Below are 19,600 nucleotides of genomic sequence, written 5' to 3'. Positions count from 1 at the left end.
CGCGCTCGCCGAATTCTCGGCGGTACGGCTAGGTAGCTCAGTTGGTACGAGCGTCCGCCTGAAAAGCGGAAGGTCGGCGGTTCGACCCCGCCCCTAGCCACTCACACTGAGCAGCACGAACGCCCGGAAGCCTTTTGGCTCCGGGCGTTTTTGACAGCTACGCGACAGCAACCCGGTCATCCGAGCGCGTCCCCGAGCTTCCGCAGCGCCCGCCGCTTGTCGTCCAGCGAGGCGTGCGCGTAGATCGTCATCGTGACCCCGATATCGCTGTGCCCCACGATCTCCCGGACCACCTGCGGCGGCACCTCCAGGTTCAGCAGCAGCGTCACGCACGTGTGCCGCAGGTCGTGGAAGCGCATCCCCTCCAGGCCAGCGGCGCGGCGCAGCGGCTCCCAGCTCCGGCGCAGGTTGTCCGGCTCCAGGGGAGTGCCCCGGCGCGAGGGGAAGACGAGTCCGTGTTCCTCCCAGTCGGGGAAGGCGTCCGAGCGCTCGGCGAACTGCCGCTTGCGATGGGCCTTGAGCGCGTCCACGCAGAACCCCGGCAGGGGCACCGTGCGTGCCGAGTCCTCCGTCTTCGGCGGCACCAGCGACAGCTTCCCGTCCGCCCGTTGCAGTGTGTGGACCACCTCCAGGCGGCCGGCCTCCAGGTCGATGTCACGCCAGCGCAGCCCGAGCAGTTCCCCGCGCCGCAGGCCCAGGCAGAGCGCCAGGACGTACAGCGCGTGGAACCGGTCGGACTCGGCGGCCTTGAGCAGCCGACGGGACTGCGGCACGTCCAGGCCCCGGTTCACCGTGTAGCGCGGGGGAGCGACCTTGACCAGGGACGCCACGTTGCGCGGGATGACCTCCTCCCGCACCGCCGTCTGGAGCGCGTTGCGCAGCACGGCGTGGACGGACTGCACCATGCGCGCCGACAGCCGGTGCCCGCAGCACTCGGGCCGGGGGAGCGCGCAGCACCGAGGGTGCTCCCGGGCGGCGTCGGTGCCGTTGCGGCAGCACTGGCACAGTTGCCGAATGTTCGTGACGAAGGTCCGCACGTCCCGGGCCGTCAGCTTGGCCAGCCGCTTCTTCCCCAGGCCAGGGACGAGGTAGCGGCGGATGACGCCCTCGTACCCCTGCACCGTCTTGGGGCGTCGCTCGGCCCGCACCACGTGTTCCAGCCAGTAGGCCAGGTACTCGGCCACCGTCCAGTTCTCGGAGGCGACGGGGATGCCCCGGTCGGAGTCGGCCAGCAGCCTGTTCAGCTTGGACCGTGCGTCGGCGTGGTCGCGGCCGTAGCCCTGGACGCGCTTGTACGTGCCGTCGGTGGTCAGCGCGTACCCGGCGAAGGCCCACCGGCCGTCCTTGCGCTGCCAGACGCTTCCCTCGCCGTTGGCGGCACGGCGGCGGCCCCTGCGGCGGCCCTTGCCCTCTGCGGCGCTCACGCGGCGTCCTCCAGGGCTTCCAGGCATTCGGGGAGCGCGGCGACGGGGACCAGGCGGCGGCGTCCGATCTTGACCGTGCGGAGCGTGCGGGAGCGGATGAGGTTGTAGACCATCCAGCGGCTCACGCGCAGGCGCTCGGCGGCCTCTTCGACGGTCAGGAGGAGTTCGGTCATGGTCACGCTGCTTCCTGTTCGGGAGTTGCCGAATGTTCGGGGTCCAGTGCGGCGGCGAGCTGGGCGCGGCGTTTGAGTGATTCACCGACTGCCCGGAGTAGGCGGCGTTCGCGGGGGGCGACGTCGGGGTCTGTGGGGCGGGCGAGTTCCCAGGCGTAGGAGCCGGAGGCGAGCGTCAGCGGGGCGGGGCGCGGGTCGTTCTCGTCGCCCTGGTCCTCGTTGGTCGGGTCGACGCCGAGGGCTTCCAGGACCCAGGTGAGGCGGTCGGCTTTGTGGTCGGCGAGGGTCTTGCCGGACCACTTGCGGGAGACCAGGACGCGGCGGCCTGCGTAGCCCAGGTGTTCGCGTCGGTGGGCTTTGGAGCGGCAGAACCCGGGGCGCATGCCCGGCTTGGCCTCGTCGGGTTGGATGCCGTAGCGGAGCCAGTTGGAGCACCGGGGCGAGCACGGCTCGAACCGGAGCGCGTCAAGGAGCCGGTCCACGTGCTGTTCCTGCCGCGTGGTCTCGGCGGCGTGGCAGTCGGCGATGTCCTTGGTCAGGTACTTGGCCAGGTAGCGGACGCACCGGTCGGCGTCAGCGGACCCGGCCACGACCCCCTTGGCATCCACCTGTCGGCCGAACCGCACCACGTGATGGGGTTCGGCGTCGGGGTCCTCGTCCAGGGCGTCCAAAGCCTCGTCCCACGTGGGAAGCAGTTCACCCGTGGCCGGGTCGTAGAAGGTCCCTGCGGATGCGTTCCATTCGGGGAGGTGGTCGCCGTCGAAGCGGACCGTGTCGGCGTTGGGCCACCACACCTGGTGGTAGGTGGCGGCGGCTATCTGCCGCAACTCGGCCCGGGGCAGGGTCCCCCGGGTGGCCATGTGCAGGTGCGGGGCCAACCGCCGTTGGGGTTCGACGGCGGCGAAGTACTGCACATCGAACCCGGCGACCCGTCGGAGGTTCTGCACGAACCGGTCCACGAGCTTGGAGAAGTGCAGGGCGTCCCGGGCAGCACGCCGGTAGTCGTAGGTGGCGAAGTCCACCGGGGTCCCGTCGGAGCGGACCCGACCGTAGGAGTCCAGGGTCAGGGTGATGAACAGCGAGGGCCGGAACACCCTGCCCGAGGCGGGATCGGTGAAGGCCCGCCCGACCGTCTTCCTGGTCATGGGCCGCTTGGGCAGGTCCGGGGCATCCTGCCGCCGCTTGGTGGAGCGCACCCGACGCGGCTTCGCCGTGGTGGTGTCGGTCGATCGGGTGACTGAGCCCCGGAGGCCGGAGGCGGTGATCTCCTCGTCCAGGTCGGCTATCGCGGCGTCCAGCGCGGCCAGGTCCTCCACCGAGGCCGCCCCTGTGGCGGCGAGCCGGTCCCGTTCGGCCGTCACCATGGCCCGCTGTTCCACCCAGGCCCGCTGGGCGTCGGTGGGCGGGTCGGGCTGGACCACGGGTTCGGTGTCCAGGTGCCAGCCTTCTTCGCATTGGGTTCGCCGTAGGGACCGCTTGCGCTTGGCGCAGGCCGGGCAGCGGGATTCCAGGGTGGACCCGCACGGCACGTCGATCACCGTCGTCTCACCAGTGGCGATGTCCGTGCGTCGAAGGGACACGGGACGGATGCACACGCCGTGGTCGGCGGCGACCTGTTCGGCCACCTCACGCGCCAGGGGTTGCGCGAGGCGTTCGGCCCGGGTGGACTTACCGGTAGGCGTCGGCATCAGCCCACCCCCAGACCGACTCGCAGGCCTTCTAGGATCAGCCCATGTACGACAAACGCCTCATCGGGTTCCTGGCCTTGTGGGTAGTGCCTACCCTGCTGCTCTTGCGTTTTGTCGACTTCCCGGCCCACTGGATCGGAGTCGCCCTGTGGTGGGGTCTGCTCTGGGTGTGGACCGGTTGGCTTCGCCGAAGAAGGGTGAGAAGAGCCGACCATCAGGCCACCTCCGAATCCGAGGAGAAGTCCGCCCCGTAACCGTCGACCATGGTGGTGATGTCCTCGTCCGAGACGTAGGAGGCCCGCACTCGTACCGGGGCAGGCGAGCCCTCCACACGGACGTAGGCCACACCGGGAAGCGTGGGGTCGATCAGGTGCGCCTCAGCGCCGCGTTCCCGGGCACCCTCTCCGAGGACCATGTCCACCTGCGATGCCTCGTCCAGGCGCAGGGCGACCTTGTCGGGGAAGAGGTTGCGCAGGTTCATGACCTCCTTGCGGGGGTCTTGGAGTGCTGCCAGGACGGCGAAGCCCACCGAACGGCCCTGTGAGGTGAGGGTGGCTATCGCGTTCTCCGCGCGGCGGCGCACGTCCCGGTCGGGGTGGTAGGCGGTCAGGAAGGCGACCTCGTCCAGGAGCACGACCACGAAGGGGTCATCGGTCGTGGGCACGTGGGAGCGCAGTTTCCCCGCGTAGCGTTCGGCCCTGTCCTGCATGTCGGCCACAGCTCGTTCGAGCAGGGCCACGGCGGATTCGCCGTCGTCGGCGTAGTGGGCGAACAGGTCCCGCCCGTAGGACAGCTCCATACGCTTGGGGTCGATCGCCCACACCTGTGCCGTCCCGTTCGCCACGGCGGGCAGCATCGCCCTGACGGCCGACCAGATCACCGAGCCCTTGCCCGAGCCGGTCACACCGACCACCAGGACGTGTGTGCCGTGGAGCTTGAGCACCCAGGGCGAGCCGTCTTCACGCCGCCCGACGGGGAGGGCGTCGAGGTCCACGTGGTGGGTCATCGGGAAGGCGTCGAGGGGTTTGGCCAGAGTGTCGCGCCGGGGGAACTCCAAGGTGATGTCGCGGGGACCGTTGACGGTCACCCGGCAGGACGGGGCGGCGAACCCGTGCGCCAGCTCGGACACCCTGTGCTCGAAGTCGGCCGGAGCGGTGCCGGCCACGAGGGAGACCCGCACCCGGTCCGCCCAGGTGTCGCAGGTGACACGGCGGATGCGGGGGAGGTAGCGGCGTTCCTGGTAGGACTCGGCCAGCCCGGAGATGACCAGGACCGGTTGCCAGTGACGCCGGTAGACGGTGACGTGCCGCCACCACGCCAGAACGCGCAGGATGACCCAGCGCCGGTGCGAGTCGGGCCAGGCACGCCACCACAGCAGCGAGACCACGGAGGCAGCGGCCCAGAGCCCGGCGAGACCAGGCCACCCCAGCCACCACCAGGCGGCGACGGAGGCGGTCAGCCCGGAGACCAGCACGGGGAACCGGAACGGCAGCACGACCAGGAACCGAACCAACCGCCAGATCCAGGAGGCCAGGACGACGATGCCCGGGGTCTCCACGATCGGAGTCGTGAACCGCACCCCCTGGGCGGGTGTGGGAAGGGTCGGGGAGGTCTGGGCGGCACCCACCTTGGGCTGACGCAGCATCACGCCCCACCGCCGTTCGCGGTCTCGGCCTCGGACAGGAGCCGGTCACGGGCGACCCGGGCGCGTTCGGCGGCACGGGCGGCGTCGGGGTTGCCGTCCCGGTCCGCGATGGCGGCGAACACCCGGGCCTTGAAGTCGAAGAACGCGGCTCGCTCGGCCTTGGTCGTGCGCGGCTTGTCGAACTCGGACAGGAAGGCCCGGACCAGTTGGGGGCCGGTCAGCTCGGACAGGTCGGGTCGGTTTTCGGACATACTGAAGACACCTCTTCTGAAAGTTGGGAAGCTTCCGGGAGGGTTGTAGGGGCGGCTAGGTGTTGCAGCACCAGGCCGCCCCGTCTCATGTCACGCAGGGGTCAGGCGGCGTCCTTGGCCGGGGCACGACGAGCACCCGCAGCGGTGCCGGGGGCTTTCACGCCACGGGCGCGCAGCGAGTAGGCCACCCGGGGGCGGCGACCGTTGTCGTCGACGTAGGGCATGACGGCCATGTGCTCGAACTCGACCGGGCGGAACGGCAGCCCGGGGACCTCGTCGGGGAGGGTTGGGCAGTGCTCGGCGGCGATCTTGACCTTCACCGACTTGGCCTTGCCACGCGCTTCGGGGTCGGCGTCGATCACGTCCACCGCCCACAGCGGAAGGCCCGTGTCCTTGTCGAGCTGGGGTCGCTTGGTCTCGAAGTCGGTGATCGCCTCCACCCCCAGCGCGAACGCACCGTGCGGGAACACCGTCCCGAACTCGACGGCCAACGCACCCTGGATAGCCATGCGGACTCCTCACCGCGCCTGTCGGCGCAAACGAAAGTGTGTGGTCGGCCGCACCCCTCCACAGCAGGAAGGACGGTGCGACCTACCACACACTAATCCGCACTTTTTGTTTTGTCTAGTACATGAAGTACTAGCTAGCACTCAGAGTGCGCCTACCCTCCTCGCAAGGCCGGTGAGTGCCGACCCAGCAGGGTCCTGAATCGCCATGAGGTCGCCGACGACCTGTCGCACGATCGGATGCGAGTGGACCTGTTCGGGCGTGACCCGCTCCGCCTCCTCCAGGGTGGCCACGGCACCGTCGACGTTGCGGCGCTGGAGCTGGGCACGGGCGACGTCGATCAGGAAGCGGCCCCGGCGTTCCGGCGACAGGACCGACACATCCACCTCTTCCGCCGCTCGCAGCGCCACCCCGGCGTCGCCCAGGTCCACGGCCACGGACACCTCGTGCAGGCCCACGTTCGCCGGACCGAACTCGGTGTTGAAGTCGTTGCGCTCTCCGCCGATGGCATCCGCGATCCGCTTGGCCTCGGCCACGTGGCGGTAGGCGACCGTCGCCTTGTTGCCCCGGGCGGCGGCGACCGCGCGTTGCAGCGTGAGAGCCCCGTAGACGGACATGGCCTCGGGGTTGCCCTCCGCAACGAGATCGCCCAGCGCCTCGCACGCGGTCCGTGCGGTAGCCTCCACCTGGTCGTAGTGGCGCGCACCCTGGAAGGTCAGGCACAGGCGGAACTCACCGGCCGCCATGAGGAGCGGATCTTCTGCCCGCTCGGCGGCGGTGATGGCGCGGTCGGCGGCGATCCACGCGGCTTCGTACTCACCCAGGCGGGAGAGCGTGGAGGAGCAGGCCCGGTACGCGGCGTTGAGGAGCCGGAACAGCTCCAGGCGTTCGCCGTTGGGCACCGAGCGCGCGGCCGATTCCAGGTCGGGGATGAGCGATTCCAGGACCTCGGTGAGTTCCGTGTAGGCGCTGGCGTGCGTCAGCTCCCAGGCGTGATCGACCCGCTGGCGGAGGTCGTCCAGATCGACAGTCGCGGGGTTGCGGCGCAGCAGCGCGGCCAGGGCGTGCGACCCGCTCAGGACCAGGCGCAGGCGGCTACTGCCCGGAGGCTCCTCGTTGGAGGCGGCGACGATGGGGGCCTCGGCGGCGAGTTCGGAGACGGGGATCTCCAGGACCTCGGCCAGCTTTTCGAGGACCACCATGCGGTCGACCTTGCGCACCCCGCGTTCGACCTGGGACACCCAGGTCTCGGAGCGGCCGACGAGCCCGGCGAACTCGCGTTGGGAGAGACCGCGTTGCCTGCGGTGCTTGGCCACCTTGCGGCCGAGCGCCTTCTGGTAGTCGGTGCTCACTCCTGAACACCCTTGGCGTCCATCAGGGCGAGGAAGTCCACGTCCACGGAGGACAGGAATGCACCGCGAGCGTTCAGGAAGCGCTTCACGTGCGGCTGCTCCTCGTGCGCGTCGAAGGCGTCGCGGTCGGCGTACAGCTCGTAGAAGATCCGCTCCAGCGGCTTTCCCTCCACCGTGTGGACCGCGTACACGAGCGTGCCCGGCTCGTTCTCGCGGATGAGCGGAAGCGTCTCCGCCACCAGGGCGTCGAAGCCGTCGGCAGCGGCATCGTCTTTGAGCGTGAACCGCACAGACAGGCCGAACATGGGGCACTCTCCTCACTTGGACTACAAGACCCGTACTTATTGTGCGCGCAAACGGGTGCGCTATACACGCATTCCATGTACGGTAGCCGTACTAATAGTACTAGTCATGCAGCTCAGTGTCTGCCCCCTGCGCTCAGAGCACGAGGTGAAACCCCATGTCCCTCCATGCAGACAAGTCCAACAGCACGGTGACCGTCCACCACGGGTGGTTCTACGGCCGTCCCGACCAGGTCGCGGCCGTACGCGCGTTCGTCGCCGACCGCCTGGGCGACTGCCCGGTGGTGGACGACGCGGTACTGCTCACGAGCGAGTTGGCGACGAACGCCGTGCAGCACTCGCCGTCCGGCTTGCCCGAGGCCGGATTCGGAGTCCTCATCGAGCACGAGCACGGCCACAGCGTGCGCGTCACCGTGCACGATGGCGGTTCGTATTTCGACGTCCCGTATGTGGCGCGGCCCGAACCCGACGCCGAACACGGTCGCGGCCTGTTCCTCGTTGACGCTCTTGCCGACTCATGGGGCAGCTACGCCACCCTCTCCGGCCGAAAAACCTACTTCTTGCTCAATGAGTAAGAATCATCGGCATTCTCAGCCTTTGATGAAGGAAGCAAAGTCCTTGGTTGATTCAATTCTTTCGGTTATTTTTGGATTTGCGAACGCAAGGATTTGGATGACGGGAAGGGCTATAAATATAGCCGATGCTGTCTGCTCGTAATTCTGGGGTATCCAGGACATTTTTTGATTGGTCCAGAGTACTAAAAGTGAAACGGTGGAGACCCCCAATATTTTTAGGATTCCAACCATGTAATCGAGCTTTCTTGGGGTGGCTTCCGTTTCCTCCTCGTGGGATATCTGATCCCAGTCGCCGGTTGCAACGTGCAAGAGGGTCTCGTGGCAGGAGTCTCGGACGACTGAGATGTTAACTCCGCCGAGAGCTACTTTATTTCTCCAGTTAAGAACTTTGCGTGAGAGCGCTGCGCCGTGACGGCTGATTTCTCTATCCATGGCCCGGTTGCCCGTTCTCATGGAAGATATCCAAGGTCCTCGCGCTATCCTTGATGTGCTTTCTATCTGGTCTATTATGTGTCCCCGTGTGTCGTTTCCTAGATATGAGATGTATCCGGTTTTGATTTTGGCTGACTCGTCTAGGAGGTGGCAGATGTTCAGCAGTCCAAGAACTATTCGCGATGTGTGGAATGCGGCTTCGGTGTGCTTCTCTGTGTTGCTAATAACCCATAGTCCGACTGCTCGATAGAGGTAGAAGTCCAGGGTCCGCGCAGTCAAAAAAGTGACGAAAATCAAGATCAGGGTCTCAGTGACCTTGTATATGTTAATCGAGGTTTCATGGGTGTCTTGGCCGGGAAAATCAAGGATAAATCTGTACTCAAGGGGTATGTCTAATCGGGTCATCCAAGCTTCTGAAGTTAGAAGCAAAAAAGCTAGGATTATAATAAGTGTCCACAGGCGGCCATCTGGAAGTCTCTGCCAAACGACCCTCGATGCCTTGTATGAGACTAGCGCGCACACTGCCATTAAAAGATAGGTGATTAATCCTTGCCAGCTTGCTAGGCGGAGTCCTGATAGAATCCAGGCTAGAGAGAATATCCCCAGCTTTGCCATATCAAGTGCAAAGAATATCTTGGTGGCGTGGTGCCCGCCCGTAGAGAGTCCAAGGTTCCATCTGCGTCCGTCTACTACTTGGGAGCTGAGTTCTATCGCAGGGCCGATCTCTTGAATCTGCGTTTTTGTAGTGCAAGTTAGCCCTTCGAATCTTCTCTTTTCTCCAAGTGCTTTTGCTTTAATGGTTCTTTCGTGTTCCTCTGGCAGTTGATTGTAGGAACTAGTTAGATCGTCAATTTTCTCGTCAAGTCTATTAAGTAAATCCTGGAAAAACTTATTAGTCACGTGCTCTCTCAATTTCTTTGCTGAGTTGGGCTGTATGGGATCAAGGCGGCGGCGCGAGCGCCGTCGCAGCGGCCTACGGCCGCCGCTCGGGCTGCGGGCTGCCGCCCGGTCCCGAGCGCGTCCGGAGGCCGTCTTATTGGCATCATGGCGTCGAACGCAGACGAACGGTAGCTGTTTCGGGGAAAGGGCTAATGGCGTGCATAGACCCCGAGGCACCCGATAGCGGAGTGCGACTGTCTGGGATGACTGCCTCAGCGCTATCGGGCGCCTCGGCCCGGGGGTGGTGGCCGACCTCGTGTGGTGGGCCGGGACGGTGGGGGAGGAGCGCGGGTGCGGCGTCGCCGTGGCGCGCGGCCGGTGGCCCTGGTCGGGGGAGGCCGGGGAGGGGCGACGAAGTGACAGCAGCGGTGACAGCAACGACAGCAGCCGGGGGCGGACCTACCCGGACCGAGCCGGACATGCGCCCCGCAAGGCAGGGCGGGGCCGCGCCGCCTACCCCGCCTGAAAAGCGGAAGGTCGGCGGTTCGACCCCGCCCCTAGCCACAACACACAGACATGCAAAAAGGCCCCGTCACCTGTGCGAACAGGTGACGGGGCCTTTTCGTGCCTCGGTGGTCGTCGGCGGACGGCGGCGGGTGCCGGTGAGTGCCTGCGCTGAATAAGCGCTGAAGTTCCGGGCGGCTCAGTAGCGGCGGCGAGTGTCGGTGGGCGGTCACGGCCAATACACGGCCACGTTCTTGGAGATTGCCGGAGCGCCGAATGACCGGTACCGGGGTCAGGGGAAGGTGATGTCGCCGATGGTGTCCGCCTGGATGACGGCGGGGGTGTCGCGGACCTCGGTGGAGCCGTCGGCGTGGGTGATGGTGACGATGCCGTCTCGGGCGTCGACCGAGTGGATCCCCTCGGTCAGGGGGGCTTCCTCGACGGATCCGTCGGCGCGGACGATGCGGCCGACGCCGTCCTCGGTCTCGATCCGGGGGGTTCGCTCGTTCTCCATGGCCTGCCCTTTTCCGGCCGTGGCGGCCGGTTCGCGATCGGGTGTCCTCGCCAAGTTATCGGGGAGGTGTGGGAGTCTCTCCCTTCGAGGAAGGGAGCCGGGATGGGCGAGAGGTCGGCCTACGACGAGATCGACGCGCTGCGGGAGCGGCTGAAGAAGCTGGAGGTGCGGGGCTTCACCGAGCAGCGGCGGGCGAACCGGGAGAGGGCGGCCTCCCTAGGGCTGGCGGTCGGGGCCGCCGTGCTGTTCCTGTCCCTGGGGCTGCCGTGGCTGCGGGGGACCAGCGAGTCCCGCGGGTTCCGACTCTTCGAGGACGGGACCGTCAGCATGGGCGAGTCCCGCAACTTCGCCACCGGGTGGGAGCTGTGGGGCGAGGCGCTCGTCGAGGGGCGTTGGGGGCTGGTTCTGGGGTTCCTAGTGTTGGCGGCCGCCTTCATGATGGCCGTGTGGGCGGTGTTCGCCCTGGGGGGCGATGAAGCCGCCGTGGGGAACGGGGTGCTGCTCGGCGCGCAGATCGCCGCGGTCCCCGGGCCGGTCCTGTTCCTCGTCTTCTGGCCGCGACCGGTGGAGAACGCCCTCATCTCCGCGGGTGCCGGGGTGTTCGCGGCGGTGGCCGCCTGCGGGCTGATCCTCGCGGCCGCGCAGCGGGCCAAGGACCTCTAGTCCATCAGGCCGTGCTCCCAGGCCCAGGCGGCGATCTCCACGCGGTTGCGCAGGCCGAGCTTGGCCTGGATGGCGGACAGGTGGCCCTTGACCGTGCTGACGGAGATGAACAGCCCGTCGGCGGTCTCCTGGTTGGTGCACCCCCGGGCGACGGCGCGGGTCACCTCGGTCTCGCGTTCGGAGAGCGGGTTGGCGAGCTGGTGGCCGGGCGGGGCGGTCAGGTGGCGCAGCAGCCGCAGGGTGACGGCCGGGGAGATCAGCGCGTCACCCGCGTGCGCCGACCGGACGGCCTCGATGAGCAGGGCGGGCCCCGCGTCCTTGAGGACGAAGCCCACGGCTCCGCCGCGCAGCGCGGCGTGGACGTACTCGTCGAGGTCGAACGTGGTCACCACGACGACCCGCAGCGGGTCGGCCACCCCCGGTCCGGCCAGCAGCCGGGTGACCTCCAGCCCGTCCAGGCGCGGCATGCGGATGTCGACCAGGCACACGTCCGGGCGCAGCCGCCGGGCCGCCTCGACGGCCTCGGCGCCGTCGGCGGCCTCGGCCACCACGGTGAGGCCGGGGTCGCTCTCGATGATCCGGCGCAGGCCGTTGCGGATCATCGCCTGGTCGTCGGCCACCAGAACGCGGATCATCGGCTCCTCCGATCGGGCAGCGGCAGGGCCGCGACCACGGACCAGCCGCCCTCGGGGCGGGGGCCCGCCTCCAGTGTGCCGCCCAGGGCCCGGACCCGCTCGCCCATGCCGACCAGCCCGTACCCGCCCGGCCGTCGGCGGTGGGCCGGGCCCGGGGCGTCGTCCGTGACCTCCACGGTGAGGCCGCCCCCCTCGCGGGCGACGCGGACGGTGACCGTGTCCGCGTGGGCGGCGTGGCGCGCGATGTTGGTCAGCGACTCCTGGACGACGCGGTAGACGGCGCCCGCGACCTCGGGCGGCCAGGTCTGTTCGTCGTCGGCCAGGTACAGGTGCGCGGGCGGGCCGCCCCGCCGGTCGAACCGCTCGACGAGGTCGGTGAGGCGTTCGGCGGCCGGGGAGGTGGGGGCGGCGCCGTCGTGCTCGCGCAGCAGGCCGACGACGCGGCGCATCGCGGCCAGTGCCTCGGCCCCCTCGGCCTCGATGGCGGCGAAGGAGGCGCGGGCCCTGTCGCCGTCGGACCCGGCGGGGGCCTCGATCCGCCCGGCCTGGGCCTCGATCACGAGGCCGGTGATGTGGTGGGCGACGACGTCGTGCAGCTCCCTGGCCACCTCCAGCCGTTCGTCGCGGCGCACCCGGTCGGCGGTCCGCCGGCGGTGGCCGGCGAGGAGCCGGGGGCCCAGCCCGGCCGCGACGCCGCCCAGCCACAGGACGAGGTTCAGCCACACCACGGGCATGCCGGAGGAGGACCCGAGCTCGGGGAGCGCGGCGGTCCCGACCACCGCGAGCCCGCCGGCCGCGACCGCGCAGGCCGCCCGGACCGGCAGGTGCCGGACGGCGGAGGCGGTGAGCACCGCCAGGGGCAGGGCCGCCGCCGGTCCGGGTTCCGCGGGCAGGCCGAACCACCAGGACACCGGCACCGCGGCCGCCGCCACGCACAGCCCGGCGACCGCCGCGACCGCCCGCCCGCGGCGGCGCACCAGGGCGATCACGGCCACCGCCGCACCCGCGGCCGCGCCGGGCCACCAGTGGCCGCCGCCCCAGGTCGACGCCACGTTGTACGCCTGGAACGCGATCGCCGCCGCGAGGACGGCGGCCAGGGCCGCGTCCGCCGCCCGTGTGCGCCACCGGGGCCGCTCCGGCGAGCCGTTTCCACTGTTCACACGGTTCAGCCTAGAGACGCCGGGACCGCGGCCGAACCGGCCGAAAGTACCGTTGCGGCGACCGCGAACCCTCCCTTCGGCCGGTGCCCGGGAGCCGGTCCGCCCGGCAGGCTCGGCCCCATGACCAACGAACCCTCCCCGCCCGGACACGGTGCCCAGGACCCGCCGCCCCGCACCCGCGTCGTCGCGCTCGACGTGCTGCGCGGATTCGCCATGTGCGGAATCCTGGTGGCCAACGTCCAGCTGATCGCGGGCACCACCAGGGCCGCCGCGGAGCCGACCCTGGGCGCCTGGCACGTGTGGCTGGGCCTGCCGCTCCTCTCCCTGCTGTTCGGCATCGGCTTCTCCCTGCTGCTGGAGTCCGCCCGGGACCGCGCCCCCCGCCCCCGGCTCGTGCTGCTGCGGCGGCTCCTGGCGCTCCTGGTGATCGGCCTCCTGCACCTGCTGCTGTGGCCGGGCGACATCCTCACCTTCTACGCCGCCGTCGGCCTGCTGGTGCTGCTGCCCTCCACGTGGCTGCCGCGCCCGGCGGTCGCCGGGCTGGCCGCCGCCCTCGTCCCGACGGCGCTGGTCTTCGGCGGGGGCGGGCCGCTGCTGATCGCCGGGCTGTTCCTGGCCGGGTCGGCGCTGGTCCGCTACGGGGTGGTGGCGCGGATCGACCACTCCACCCGGGGTCCGGTCCTGCTGCTCCTGGTCTTCGCGGCGGGGGCGTTCACGACCACCCTCGCCGCGATACCCGCCCTGACCCTCGTGGCGGACCTGCTGCGCACCGGAACACTCGTGTGCCTCCTGCTGGTCCTGCTCGGAACGCCGCTGAAGCCGGTGCTCGCGGCCGTCTTCGCCCCCCTGGGCCGGATCGCGCTCACCCAGTACCTGAGCGCCACGCTCCTGGTCCTGGCCGCCGCCCACCTCCTGGGCCTGCCGGTCGGCACGTCCCTGCCGGTGGCGCTGGCCGCCGCCGGGACGATCCTGGCCGCGCAGTGGGTGTTCGCGGTCCTGTGGCTGCGCCGCTTCGGCCAGGGCCCGGTGGAGTGGCTGTGGCGCCTGGCCACCTGGGGCCGGCGCAATCCCGTTGCCGTGCCCGGTCCCGCTCCGACAGGCTGACCCCCATGGACGAGGACGCGCAGGACAAGGGCCTGAACCCCGACGGGACGATCGCGCGCGAGGGCGCCCTGGACCGGGTGCCCCCGCCGTTCGCCCCGGTGGTCGACGCGGCCCGGGAGCGTGTCACCGCGGCCTACGGGGACGCCCTGCACGGCCTCTACCTCTACGGCAGCATCCCGCGCGGCACGGCCCGGCCGGGCCGCTCCGACCTGGACCTGATGCTGGTGTTCCACGAGCCGCCCACCGACGCCGACCGGGCGGCGGCCCGGCGGATCGAGGCGGAGCTGGACGCCGCCTTCGCGCAGATCGACGGCGCGGGCATCCTGCTGGAGGGGAGGGCCCCGCTCCTCGCCGACCCGAACGACGGCGGGTTCTTCGTCGCCTGCCTGTGCACGCCGCTGCTGGGGGCCGACCTCGCCGACGAGCTGCCCGCCTACCGCCCCACCTCGCTTCTGGCCCGGGAGACCAACGGCGACCTGTACCTGTTCCCCGAACGCTGGCGGGCGGCCGCCGACCGCGGCGCCGACCTGCGCGCCGTGGTGCGCCGGGCCGCCCGCAAGACCGTCCGCAGCGCGTTCTGCCTGGTCATGCCGCGCTGGGGCGGCTGGACCAGCGACCTCGCGCGATCTGCGGAGATCGTCGGCCGCTACCACCCGGAGTGGGCCGCCGACCTGCGGCGCACCGCCGCCGCGGCCGCGGACCCGGTCCCCGACCCGGACCTGCTGCGGATGATCACCGACGACCTGGCGCCGCGCGTCGCCGAGGAGTACCGGCGGGTCCACGGGGCCAAGGCGCCGCGCTGACCTCCGCTGCCCCCGGCCCCAGCCCCCACCGCCCCACCGCACCCGCCGCACCAGCGCAGGCCGGGGTGACCCGGGCCACGGCCGGTGGGCGTTTCTTCGGGTAGTGTCCGGTTCCGTGAGCCACGTGACCGCTTCCGACGGAACCCGCATCTGGTACGACGTCCTCGGCGAGGGCGACCCCCTCCTGCTCTTCAACGGCCAGGCCCTCGACCACGAGATGTGGGACGGGCCGCACGCCGCCCTGGCCGAGCGGCACCGGGTGATCCGCACGGACTTCCGGGGCACCGGCGGCAGCGACGCCCCGCTCGACTCCCCGTACTCCCTGGACCTGTTCGTCCAGGACGCCCTGGCGGTGCTGGACGCGCTGGGCGTCGAACGCACCCACGTCTACGGGTTCTCGATGGGCGGCAAGGTCGCCCAGCGGATGGCGGCCACCGCCCCCGAGCGGGTGGGCGCCCTGGTCCTGGGCGCCACCGCCCCGGGCGGCCCGAACGAGGTGGAGCGGCCCCACGAGTCCACCCTGGCGCTGCGCCAGGCCAGCACCGCCGCGGGCGCGGAGAAGATCGGCCCGCTGTTCTACACCCCGCGGTGGGCGGCCGAGCACCCGGACACCGTGGCCCGCGTCCTGCCGCGCGGCCCGCTGCGCGCCCAGCGCCTGCACTTCGGGGCCAGCTCGGGCCACGACGGCTGGGACCTGCTGCCGAACGTCCAGGCGCCGACGCTGGTCGTGCACGGCGAGGACGACGAGCTCACCCCGGTCGGCAACGCCGCCCTGCTGGCCGAGCGCATCCCGGACGCGCGCCTGCTGGTGCTGCCCGGCCTGCGCCACGGCTACCTGCACGAGGGCGGGGCCAAGGCCACCCGCGAGGTCCTCGACTTCCTCGCCGCCCACCCGCTCTAGCGGGCGGCCGCCGCCACCGCGGCGGGTCTGGGCCGGCGGCGCAGGACCAGCTCGGCGACGAGCAGGTTGGGCACCCAGCACAGCCACGCGATCGCCGGGTACGCCAGGGCGAAGGCCGCCTCCTCGTCGACGCCAGGCCCCAGCATCAGCGGGAGGACGGCCGTCGCCAGCGGGACCAGGACCCGCAGCATCACCCCGGCCATCGTCAGGGAGAACACCCGCACCATCCACTCCCGGTGGTCGGCGACGCGCCCCTGCCGGATCGCCCGCCACCCGGCGGCGGCCGTCGTGAACCACAGCACGGACAGCAGTCCGAAGCCCGTCTGCGCGACCGGCCCGGCGGTGCTCAGCACCGCGAGCACCATCCCGGACACCGCGCCCGGGAACACCCCCGCGAAGAGGTGGATCCGGCCGATCACCCGGTGGGCGCCCCGGCGCCGCAGCGCGGGCCACAGTTGCAGCGGCGCGGTGAGCAGCGCCAGCACCGAGGTGCCGACGTGCAGGACCAGGGCCGGGTAGTGCAGGCCCGATTCACGCAGCCCGATCTGGGCCTCGGCGGGATCGAGGCCGAGGTAGGCGGGCAGGGCGATCATGGTGACCAGCACGCACAGCACGGTCACGATGATGAGGCCGGTGGTGTGCCGGCGGCGCACGGGCGCGGGGGAGACAGGGGATGAGGGCGGCATCGGGACTCTCCAGGAGTGGGACGGATGCTTCGTCTCCACTGTGGTCGCGGGCGTTCCGCGGCGGTATGGGGATTCACCCGGAAGGTCGCGGCCCCGCCCGGGGCCGCCGCGGCTCCGGCCCCTGAGAACCCCTGGGGGCCCTCAGTGGCGCCGCACGCCCTACGCCCGCACTCCCCGCGGCCGAACGTCCGCCGCCCGCCCCGTGGCCGCGTGCCTTACGGTCGAATGCCCGCCGCCCGCCCCACGGCTGCGCGCCTTACAGGCGCGCGTTCGCCGCCCGCTCGCGGACCGCAGCCGCGGCCGCCGTCAGGACGGCCGCCTCCTCCGGTGCCAGGTTGGGGTCGCCCGCGCGCAGCTCCACGGCCTCGTCCAGCAGCCGCACCGGGTCCCCGCCGGTGTGCGCGAGGAAGGCGTCCAGGCCCGCCCCGGCCAGGGCGGGCACCGGCTCCGGGAACGTCTCCGCCAGCGCCACCTGCGCCATGATCAGCGCCGACATCGCCACGTCGAGGTCGGCCCCGCCCGTTCGGGCGTTGGTCCAGTCGATCAGCACCGGGCCCGCGCCGGTCAGCACGATGTTGTCCGGGTGCAGGTCCAGGTGCAGCAGCGCGCTCCCGCCCGCCCCGGCACCGCCGCCCCCGCTTCCGCCCGCGCCACCGCCCGCCCCCGCGCCGTCGCCGGGCGGAGGCAGGGCGTGCAGCCGGTCCTGGAGGCCGGCCATGATCCGGCCCGCCGCCGCGGGCGACTCCTCGCCCGCCAGCAGCGCGCCCAGCAGGGTGGGGCCGTGCAGCCGGTCCATCACCAGGTCGGGCCCCTCCACCGCGTGCACGCGCGGGGCCGGGAACCCGTGGGCGGACACGTGCCGCATCACCGCCGCCTCGGCGGCCGGGGAGCGGCCGTCCCGGTTGCGGCGCAGCACCCGCCCCCCGTCCAGGGCGAACACGTCGGCGTCCCGGCCGGAGGCCAGCAGGGTGAGGGGGACACGGGGGGTCGGAGCGTTCACGGGCGCCCTCCGGGCGTCACAGGGGCGGCGCCGGCGGCAGGTCGCCGCGCAGGCGGTCCAGGACACGGCGGTCCTTCTTGGTGGGGCGGCCCGCGCCCCGGTCGCGGCGGATCACCGGGATCGTCGCCTGCGGCGGGAGCTCGGGGGTGTTGTCCACGTAGCAGCGGGCCGCGATCGGCGCGCCCACCCGCTTCTCCAGCACGTGACCCACCTCCACGATCCGGGTGGTGCCGTGCAGCCGCACCCGCACCTCGTCGCCGACCTTCACGGGGGAGGCGGGCTTGGCCGGGCGGTCGTTGACCCGCACGTGGCCGCCCCGGCAGGCCTGGGCCGCGTCGGAGCGGGTCTTGGTGAGGCGGACGGCCCACAGCCAGCGGTCGACCCGGGTGCTGTCGGGACCGGACGGAAGGGGGCCTGCGTCGCTCACGTGCGGAACTCCTCGGATGGGGTCTGGCCAGGGCGGGAAACGGTGTTCGGGGTGTCGTGAGCCACTTTACGGGGAGACGGTACGAAGCACTCCGAAGTCGCGCTAGAGTTATACCTGCAACGAGGTCCTGTGGAGCAGTTAGGAGTGCTCGCCACCCTGTCAAGGTGGAGGCCGCGGGTTCAAATCCCGTCAGGACCGCATATGAAGGCCCGGTGTCCCAGGACGCCGGGCCTTCGCCGTTGTCCGGGAACGTTCGGGGGGACACGATGACGTACCGGTACGCCGTGGAGCGCACCGACCGCTCGGTGCTGGCGAGCGGGCACGTACTCCGCTCGGCGCCGGGCTTTCCGGGGTTCCCGGTGCGCCTGGCCGACGAGCTCTTCCAGCGGGCCATGGTGCACACGGGCCTGTCCGCCGTGCGGCTGTGGGACCCCTGCTGCGGGAGCGGCTACCTCGCCACCGTCCTGGGCCTGCTGCACCGGGAGCGGATCACGGCGGTGCGCGCCACCGACATCGACCCCGACGCCGTGGAGCTGGCCGAGCGCAACCTGCGGCTGCTCACCGCGGCGGGGCTGGCCGAACGCGAGGAGGAGCTGCGCCGGTCGGCCCGCGACTTCGGCCGCCCCTCCTTCGTGGAACGGGCCGAGGACGCCCGGGAGCTGGCCCGCGGCCTGGCCCGCGCCGGGGGCGACCTGCCGCACGCGGCGGCCGTCGCCGACGTGTTCGCCGCCCGGGAGCCGGTGGTCGCCGACCTGGTCGTCACGGACGTCCCCTACGGCGAGATGACCGCCTGGGCGGGCGAGGTCCCCGGACAGGACCCGGTGGGCGGCCTGCTCGCCGCGCTCGGCCGGGCCCTGCCTCCCGAGGCCGTCATCGTCGTGACGGCCCGCACGCGCCGCATCCCCCTGCCCGAGGGCGTGCTCGCCCTGGAGCGGGTGCGGGTCGGTGTCCGGGCGGCGGCGCTGGTGCGCGCCCGGGACCTCGCTTGAACCCGGTCGCCCGGCCCCGCTCCACCCCGGCCCACCCGGCCGGTCCCGGCCCGCCTCGCTTCACCCCGGTCCGGCCCGCTCCACCCCGGTCCGGCCCGCTCCACCCCGGCCCCACTCGGCCGGTCCCGGCCCGCCTCGCTTCACCCCGGTCCGGCCCCACTCGGCCGACCTCGGCCCGCCTCGTTCCCTCCCGGTCCCGCCTCGTTCCCTCCCGTCCCGCCCTGCCTCGCCCCGGCCCTCCGGCTCACCCCGTCGCCGAGCCCTTGAACGCCCGCGAGGTGTACAGGCCGACCGCCAGCGCCACCAGCGCCAGCAGCACGAACCCGATCGTGTACGCGCCCGTCGCCTGGTAGATCACGCCCATGACCAGCGGCGGGAAGTACCCGCCCAGCCCGCCCGCCGCGCCCACCAGACCCGTCACGGTGCCCACCCGGGACGGCTCCACCAGCTTGGCGACCAGCGCGAACACACCGCCGGTACCCAGCCCCAGGGCGATCGCGATGAGCACGAACGCCGCACCGGCCGGGAACTCCGCGGGCGGGTGCAGCGCCAGGATCACGGCGCACACGGCGGTGCCGAAGAACGAGATCAGGCACACCTTCACCGCGCCGATCCGGTCCGACAGGATGCCGCCCGCCGGCCGCGCCGCCACCGCCGCGACGGCGAACCCGGCGGTGCGCATGCCCGCGTCCGACTGGAGGTAGTCGTACGACAGCGTCAGCAGCGTCGGCAGGTAGGTGGAGAAGGCCACGAACCCGCCGAAGGCCACCGCGTACAGCAGCGACGCCTGCCAGGTCGCCTTGAGCCGCATCGCCTCCCGCATGCGCGGCAGCGCGGGCCCGGTGCGCGGGGTCCACCCGGGCGCGTTGCGGCAGAAGAACCACATGACCGCGCCCATCACCGCGAGCGCCGCGCACATCAGCAGGTGGGTGGTGAACAGCCCCATCGCGTCGACCAGCCGCGGGGTGAGGAACGCCGACAGCGCC

Annotated in this window: 22 protein-coding genes and 3 tRNA genes; 9 read left to right on the top strand and 16 right to left on the bottom strand. The window is 71.2% G+C overall.

The genetic code is table 11. The annotated features are described in order from the left end of the window. Positions 1-26: 26 nt before the first annotated feature. Positions 27-100: transfer RNA gene (locus ACJOT3_RS18200), tRNA-Phe, on the top strand. 76 nt (positions 101-176) lie between these two features. Here ACJOT3_RS18200 and ACJOT3_RS18195 read toward each other — a convergent pair. From ACJOT3_RS18195 to ACJOT3_RS18160, 8 genes are all read right to left on the bottom strand, one after another. Then, on the bottom strand, positions 177-1,424 hold the full coding sequence (locus ACJOT3_RS18195; RefSeq protein ID WP_406974035.1) for a tyrosine-type recombinase/integrase: 1,248 nt from the start codon (positions 1,422-1,424) through the stop codon (positions 177-179). Beyond that, positions 1,421-1,597: a helix-turn-helix domain-containing protein gene (locus ACJOT3_RS18190; RefSeq protein WP_083926642.1), complete on the bottom strand. Its 177-nt coding sequence runs from the start codon at positions 1,595-1,597 to the stop codon at positions 1,421-1,423. The genes ACJOT3_RS18195 and ACJOT3_RS18190 overlap by 4 nt, the downstream gene beginning before the upstream one ends. Before the next feature lie 2 nt (positions 1,598-1,599). After that, positions 1,600-3,285: a replication initiator gene (locus tag ACJOT3_RS18185; RefSeq protein ID WP_406974034.1), complete on the bottom strand. Its 1,686-nt coding sequence runs from the start codon at positions 3,283-3,285 to the stop codon at positions 1,600-1,602. A 214-nt stretch (positions 3,286-3,499) separates the two neighbouring features. Then, on the bottom strand, positions 3,500-4,930 hold the full coding sequence (locus tag ACJOT3_RS18180) for an FtsK/SpoIIIE domain-containing protein (protein ID WP_406974033.1): 1,431 nt from the start codon (positions 4,928-4,930) through the stop codon (positions 3,500-3,502). Next, on the bottom strand, positions 4,930-5,181 hold the full coding sequence (locus tag ACJOT3_RS18175) for a hypothetical protein (RefSeq protein ID WP_406974032.1): 252 nt from the start codon (positions 5,179-5,181) through the stop codon (positions 4,930-4,932). Before ACJOT3_RS18175 ends, ACJOT3_RS18180 begins: the two co-directional genes overlap by 1 nt. 101 nt (positions 5,182-5,282) lie before the next feature. Further along, entirely contained in the window at positions 5,283-5,690 is a 408-nt protein-coding gene (locus tag ACJOT3_RS18170) for a plasmid replication, integration and excision activator (protein ID WP_406974031.1), read from the bottom strand. A 141-nt stretch (positions 5,691-5,831) separates the two neighbouring features. Then, positions 5,832-7,040 (bottom strand): helix-turn-helix domain-containing protein, encoded by a 1,209-nt coding sequence (locus ACJOT3_RS18165; protein WP_406974030.1) that lies wholly within the window; start codon positions 7,038-7,040, stop codon positions 5,832-5,834. Beyond that, positions 7,037-7,345, bottom strand: a complete 309-nt coding sequence (locus ACJOT3_RS18160) for a putative quinol monooxygenase (RefSeq protein ID WP_406974029.1) — start codon at positions 7,343-7,345, stop codon at positions 7,037-7,039. The genes ACJOT3_RS18165 and ACJOT3_RS18160 overlap by 4 nt, the downstream gene beginning before the upstream one ends. A 155-nt stretch (positions 7,346-7,500) precedes the next feature. Between ACJOT3_RS18160 and ACJOT3_RS18155 the strand changes: the two genes are divergently transcribed. Continuing rightward, complete coding sequence (locus tag ACJOT3_RS18155; RefSeq protein ID WP_406974028.1) at positions 7,501-7,917, top strand: ATP-binding protein; 417 nt, start codon at positions 7,501-7,503, stop codon at positions 7,915-7,917. 15 nt (positions 7,918-7,932) lie between these two features. Here the strand turns inward: ACJOT3_RS18155 and ACJOT3_RS18150 are convergent, their stop codons facing one another. Continuing rightward, positions 7,933-9,249 (bottom strand): hypothetical protein, encoded by a 1,317-nt coding sequence (locus ACJOT3_RS18150; protein WP_406974027.1) that lies wholly within the window; start codon positions 9,247-9,249, stop codon positions 7,933-7,935. Between the two features lie 476 nt (positions 9,250-9,725). Between ACJOT3_RS18150 and ACJOT3_RS18145 the strand changes: the two genes are divergently transcribed. Continuing rightward, positions 9,726-9,792: transfer RNA gene (locus tag ACJOT3_RS18145), tRNA-Phe, on the top strand. Positions 9,793-10,024: 232 nt separating this feature from the next. Here the strand turns inward: ACJOT3_RS18145 and ACJOT3_RS18140 are convergent. Continuing rightward, positions 10,025-10,246, bottom strand: coding sequence for a hypothetical protein (locus ACJOT3_RS18140; protein WP_406974026.1), 222 nt, complete (start codon positions 10,244-10,246; stop codon positions 10,025-10,027). A 102-nt stretch (positions 10,247-10,348) separates the two neighbouring features. Between ACJOT3_RS18140 and ACJOT3_RS18135 the strand changes: the two genes are divergently transcribed. Continuing rightward, on the top strand, positions 10,349-10,909 hold the full coding sequence (locus ACJOT3_RS18135) for a hypothetical protein (protein WP_406974025.1): 561 nt from the start codon (positions 10,349-10,351) through the stop codon (positions 10,907-10,909). On the opposite strand, the gene ACJOT3_RS18130 is transcribed toward ACJOT3_RS18135, so the two are convergent. Together ACJOT3_RS18130 and ACJOT3_RS18125 are read right to left on the bottom strand one after the other, a co-directional pair. Continuing rightward, a complete protein-coding gene (locus ACJOT3_RS18130) occupies positions 10,906-11,544 on the bottom strand; it encodes a response regulator (protein WP_406974024.1) in 639 nt (212 codons plus the stop codon). The two genes, ACJOT3_RS18135 and ACJOT3_RS18130, sit on opposite strands and share 4 nt — an antisense overlap. Further along, positions 11,541-12,704: a sensor histidine kinase gene (locus ACJOT3_RS18125; protein ID WP_406974023.1), complete on the bottom strand. Its 1,164-nt coding sequence runs from the start codon at positions 12,702-12,704 to the stop codon at positions 11,541-11,543. Before ACJOT3_RS18125 ends, ACJOT3_RS18130 begins: the two co-directional genes overlap by 4 nt. A 120-nt stretch (positions 12,705-12,824) precedes the next feature. Here ACJOT3_RS18125 and ACJOT3_RS18120 point away from each other — a divergent pair, with 120 nt between their 5' ends. From ACJOT3_RS18120 to ACJOT3_RS18110, 3 genes are all read left to right on the top strand, one after another. Beyond that, positions 12,825-13,808, top strand: a complete 984-nt coding sequence (locus ACJOT3_RS18120; RefSeq protein WP_406974022.1) for a DUF418 domain-containing protein — start codon at positions 12,825-12,827, stop codon at positions 13,806-13,808. A gap of 5 nt (positions 13,809-13,813) precedes the next feature. Then, positions 13,814-14,611, top strand: coding sequence for a nucleotidyltransferase domain-containing protein (locus ACJOT3_RS18115; protein ID WP_406974021.1), 798 nt, complete (start codon positions 13,814-13,816; stop codon positions 14,609-14,611). Between the two features lie 103 nt (positions 14,612-14,714). Further along, entirely contained in the window at positions 14,715-15,512 is a 798-nt protein-coding gene (locus ACJOT3_RS18110) for an alpha/beta fold hydrolase (RefSeq protein ID WP_406974020.1), read from the top strand. Here the strand turns inward: ACJOT3_RS18110 and ACJOT3_RS18105 are convergent. The 3 genes from ACJOT3_RS18105 to ACJOT3_RS18095 form a co-directional block, all read right to left on the bottom strand. After that, positions 15,509-16,198, bottom strand: coding sequence for a DUF2306 domain-containing protein (locus ACJOT3_RS18105; RefSeq protein WP_406974019.1), 690 nt, complete (start codon positions 16,196-16,198; stop codon positions 15,509-15,511). The two genes, ACJOT3_RS18110 and ACJOT3_RS18105, sit on opposite strands and share 4 nt — an antisense overlap. 256 nt (positions 16,199-16,454) lie before the next feature. Continuing rightward, positions 16,455-17,198: a phosphotransferase gene (locus ACJOT3_RS18100; RefSeq protein ID WP_406974018.1), complete on the bottom strand. Its 744-nt coding sequence runs from the start codon at positions 17,196-17,198 to the stop codon at positions 16,455-16,457. 16 nt (positions 17,199-17,214) lie between these two features. Continuing rightward, positions 17,215-17,625 carry an RNA-binding S4 domain-containing protein gene (locus tag ACJOT3_RS18095; protein WP_406974017.1) on the bottom strand — a complete coding sequence of 137 codons (411 nt, stop codon included), beginning with the start codon at positions 17,623-17,625 and terminating at the stop codon, positions 17,215-17,217. A 123-nt stretch (positions 17,626-17,748) separates the two neighbouring features. Between ACJOT3_RS18095 and ACJOT3_RS18090 the strand changes: the two genes are divergently transcribed. Together ACJOT3_RS18090 and ACJOT3_RS18085 are read left to right on the top strand one after the other, a co-directional pair. Then, positions 17,749-17,823: transfer RNA gene (locus ACJOT3_RS18090), tRNA-Asp, on the top strand. A 68-nt stretch (positions 17,824-17,891) separates the two neighbouring features. Then, positions 17,892-18,614, top strand: a complete 723-nt coding sequence (locus ACJOT3_RS18085) for an rRNA methyltransferase (RefSeq protein ID WP_406974016.1) — start codon at positions 17,892-17,894, stop codon at positions 18,612-18,614. Between the two features lie 244 nt (positions 18,615-18,858). Here the strand turns inward: ACJOT3_RS18085 and ACJOT3_RS18080 are convergent. Beyond that, a partial coding sequence (locus ACJOT3_RS18080) for an MFS transporter (RefSeq protein WP_406974015.1) occupies positions 18,859-19,600 on the bottom strand: 742 nt, incomplete at its 5' end.

This window comes from Nocardiopsis protaetiae (assembly GCF_045446735.1).
Taxonomy (GTDB): Bacteria; Actinomycetota; Actinomycetes; order Streptosporangiales; family Streptosporangiaceae; genus Nocardiopsis; species Nocardiopsis protaetiae.
This window is presented reverse-complemented; position numbering and strand designations above follow the sequence as displayed.

Bases quoted from the DNA above. Each gene is read 5' to 3' on its own strand.
- ACJOT3_RS18190 (WP_083926642.1), bottom strand. From the start codon at position 1,597: ATGACCGAACTCCTCCTGACCGTCGAAGAGGCCGCCGAGCGCCTGCGC.
- ACJOT3_RS18185 (WP_406974034.1), bottom strand. From the start codon at position 3,285: ATGCCGACGCCTACCGGTAAGTCCACCCGGGCCGAACGCCTCGCGCAA.
- ACJOT3_RS18180 (WP_406974033.1), bottom strand. From the start codon at position 4,930: ATGCTGCGTCAGCCCAAGGTGGGTGCCGCCCAGACCTCCCCGACCCTT.
- ACJOT3_RS18175 (WP_406974032.1), bottom strand. From the start codon at position 5,181: ATGTCCGAAAACCGACCCGACCTGTCCGAGCTGACCGGCCCCCAACTG.
- ACJOT3_RS18170 (WP_406974031.1), bottom strand. From the start codon at position 5,690: ATGGCTATCCAGGGTGCGTTGGCCGTCGAGTTCGGGACGGTGTTCCCG.
- ACJOT3_RS18160 (WP_406974029.1), bottom strand. From the start codon at position 7,345: ATGTTCGGCCTGTCTGTGCGGTTCACGCTCAAAGACGATGCCGCTGCC.
- ACJOT3_RS18155 (WP_406974028.1), top strand. From the start codon at position 7,501: ATGTCCCTCCATGCAGACAAGTCCAACAGCACGGTGACCGTCCACCAC.
- ACJOT3_RS18140 (WP_406974026.1), bottom strand. From the start codon at position 10,246: ATGGAGAACGAGCGAACCCCCCGGATCGAGACCGAGGACGGCGTCGGC.
- ACJOT3_RS18135 (WP_406974025.1), top strand. From the start codon at position 10,349: ATGGGCGAGAGGTCGGCCTACGACGAGATCGACGCGCTGCGGGAGCGG.
- ACJOT3_RS18130 (WP_406974024.1), bottom strand. From the start codon at position 11,544: ATGATCCGCGTTCTGGTGGCCGACGACCAGGCGATGATCCGCAACGGC.
- ACJOT3_RS18120 (WP_406974022.1), top strand. From the start codon at position 12,825: ATGACCAACGAACCCTCCCCGCCCGGACACGGTGCCCAGGACCCGCCG.
- ACJOT3_RS18115 (WP_406974021.1), top strand. From the start codon at position 13,814: ATGGACGAGGACGCGCAGGACAAGGGCCTGAACCCCGACGGGACGATC.
- ACJOT3_RS18105 (WP_406974019.1), bottom strand. From the start codon at position 16,198: ATGCCGCCCTCATCCCCTGTCTCCCCCGCGCCCGTGCGCCGCCGGCAC.
- ACJOT3_RS18085 (WP_406974016.1), top strand. From the start codon at position 17,892: ATGACGTACCGGTACGCCGTGGAGCGCACCGACCGCTCGGTGCTGGCG.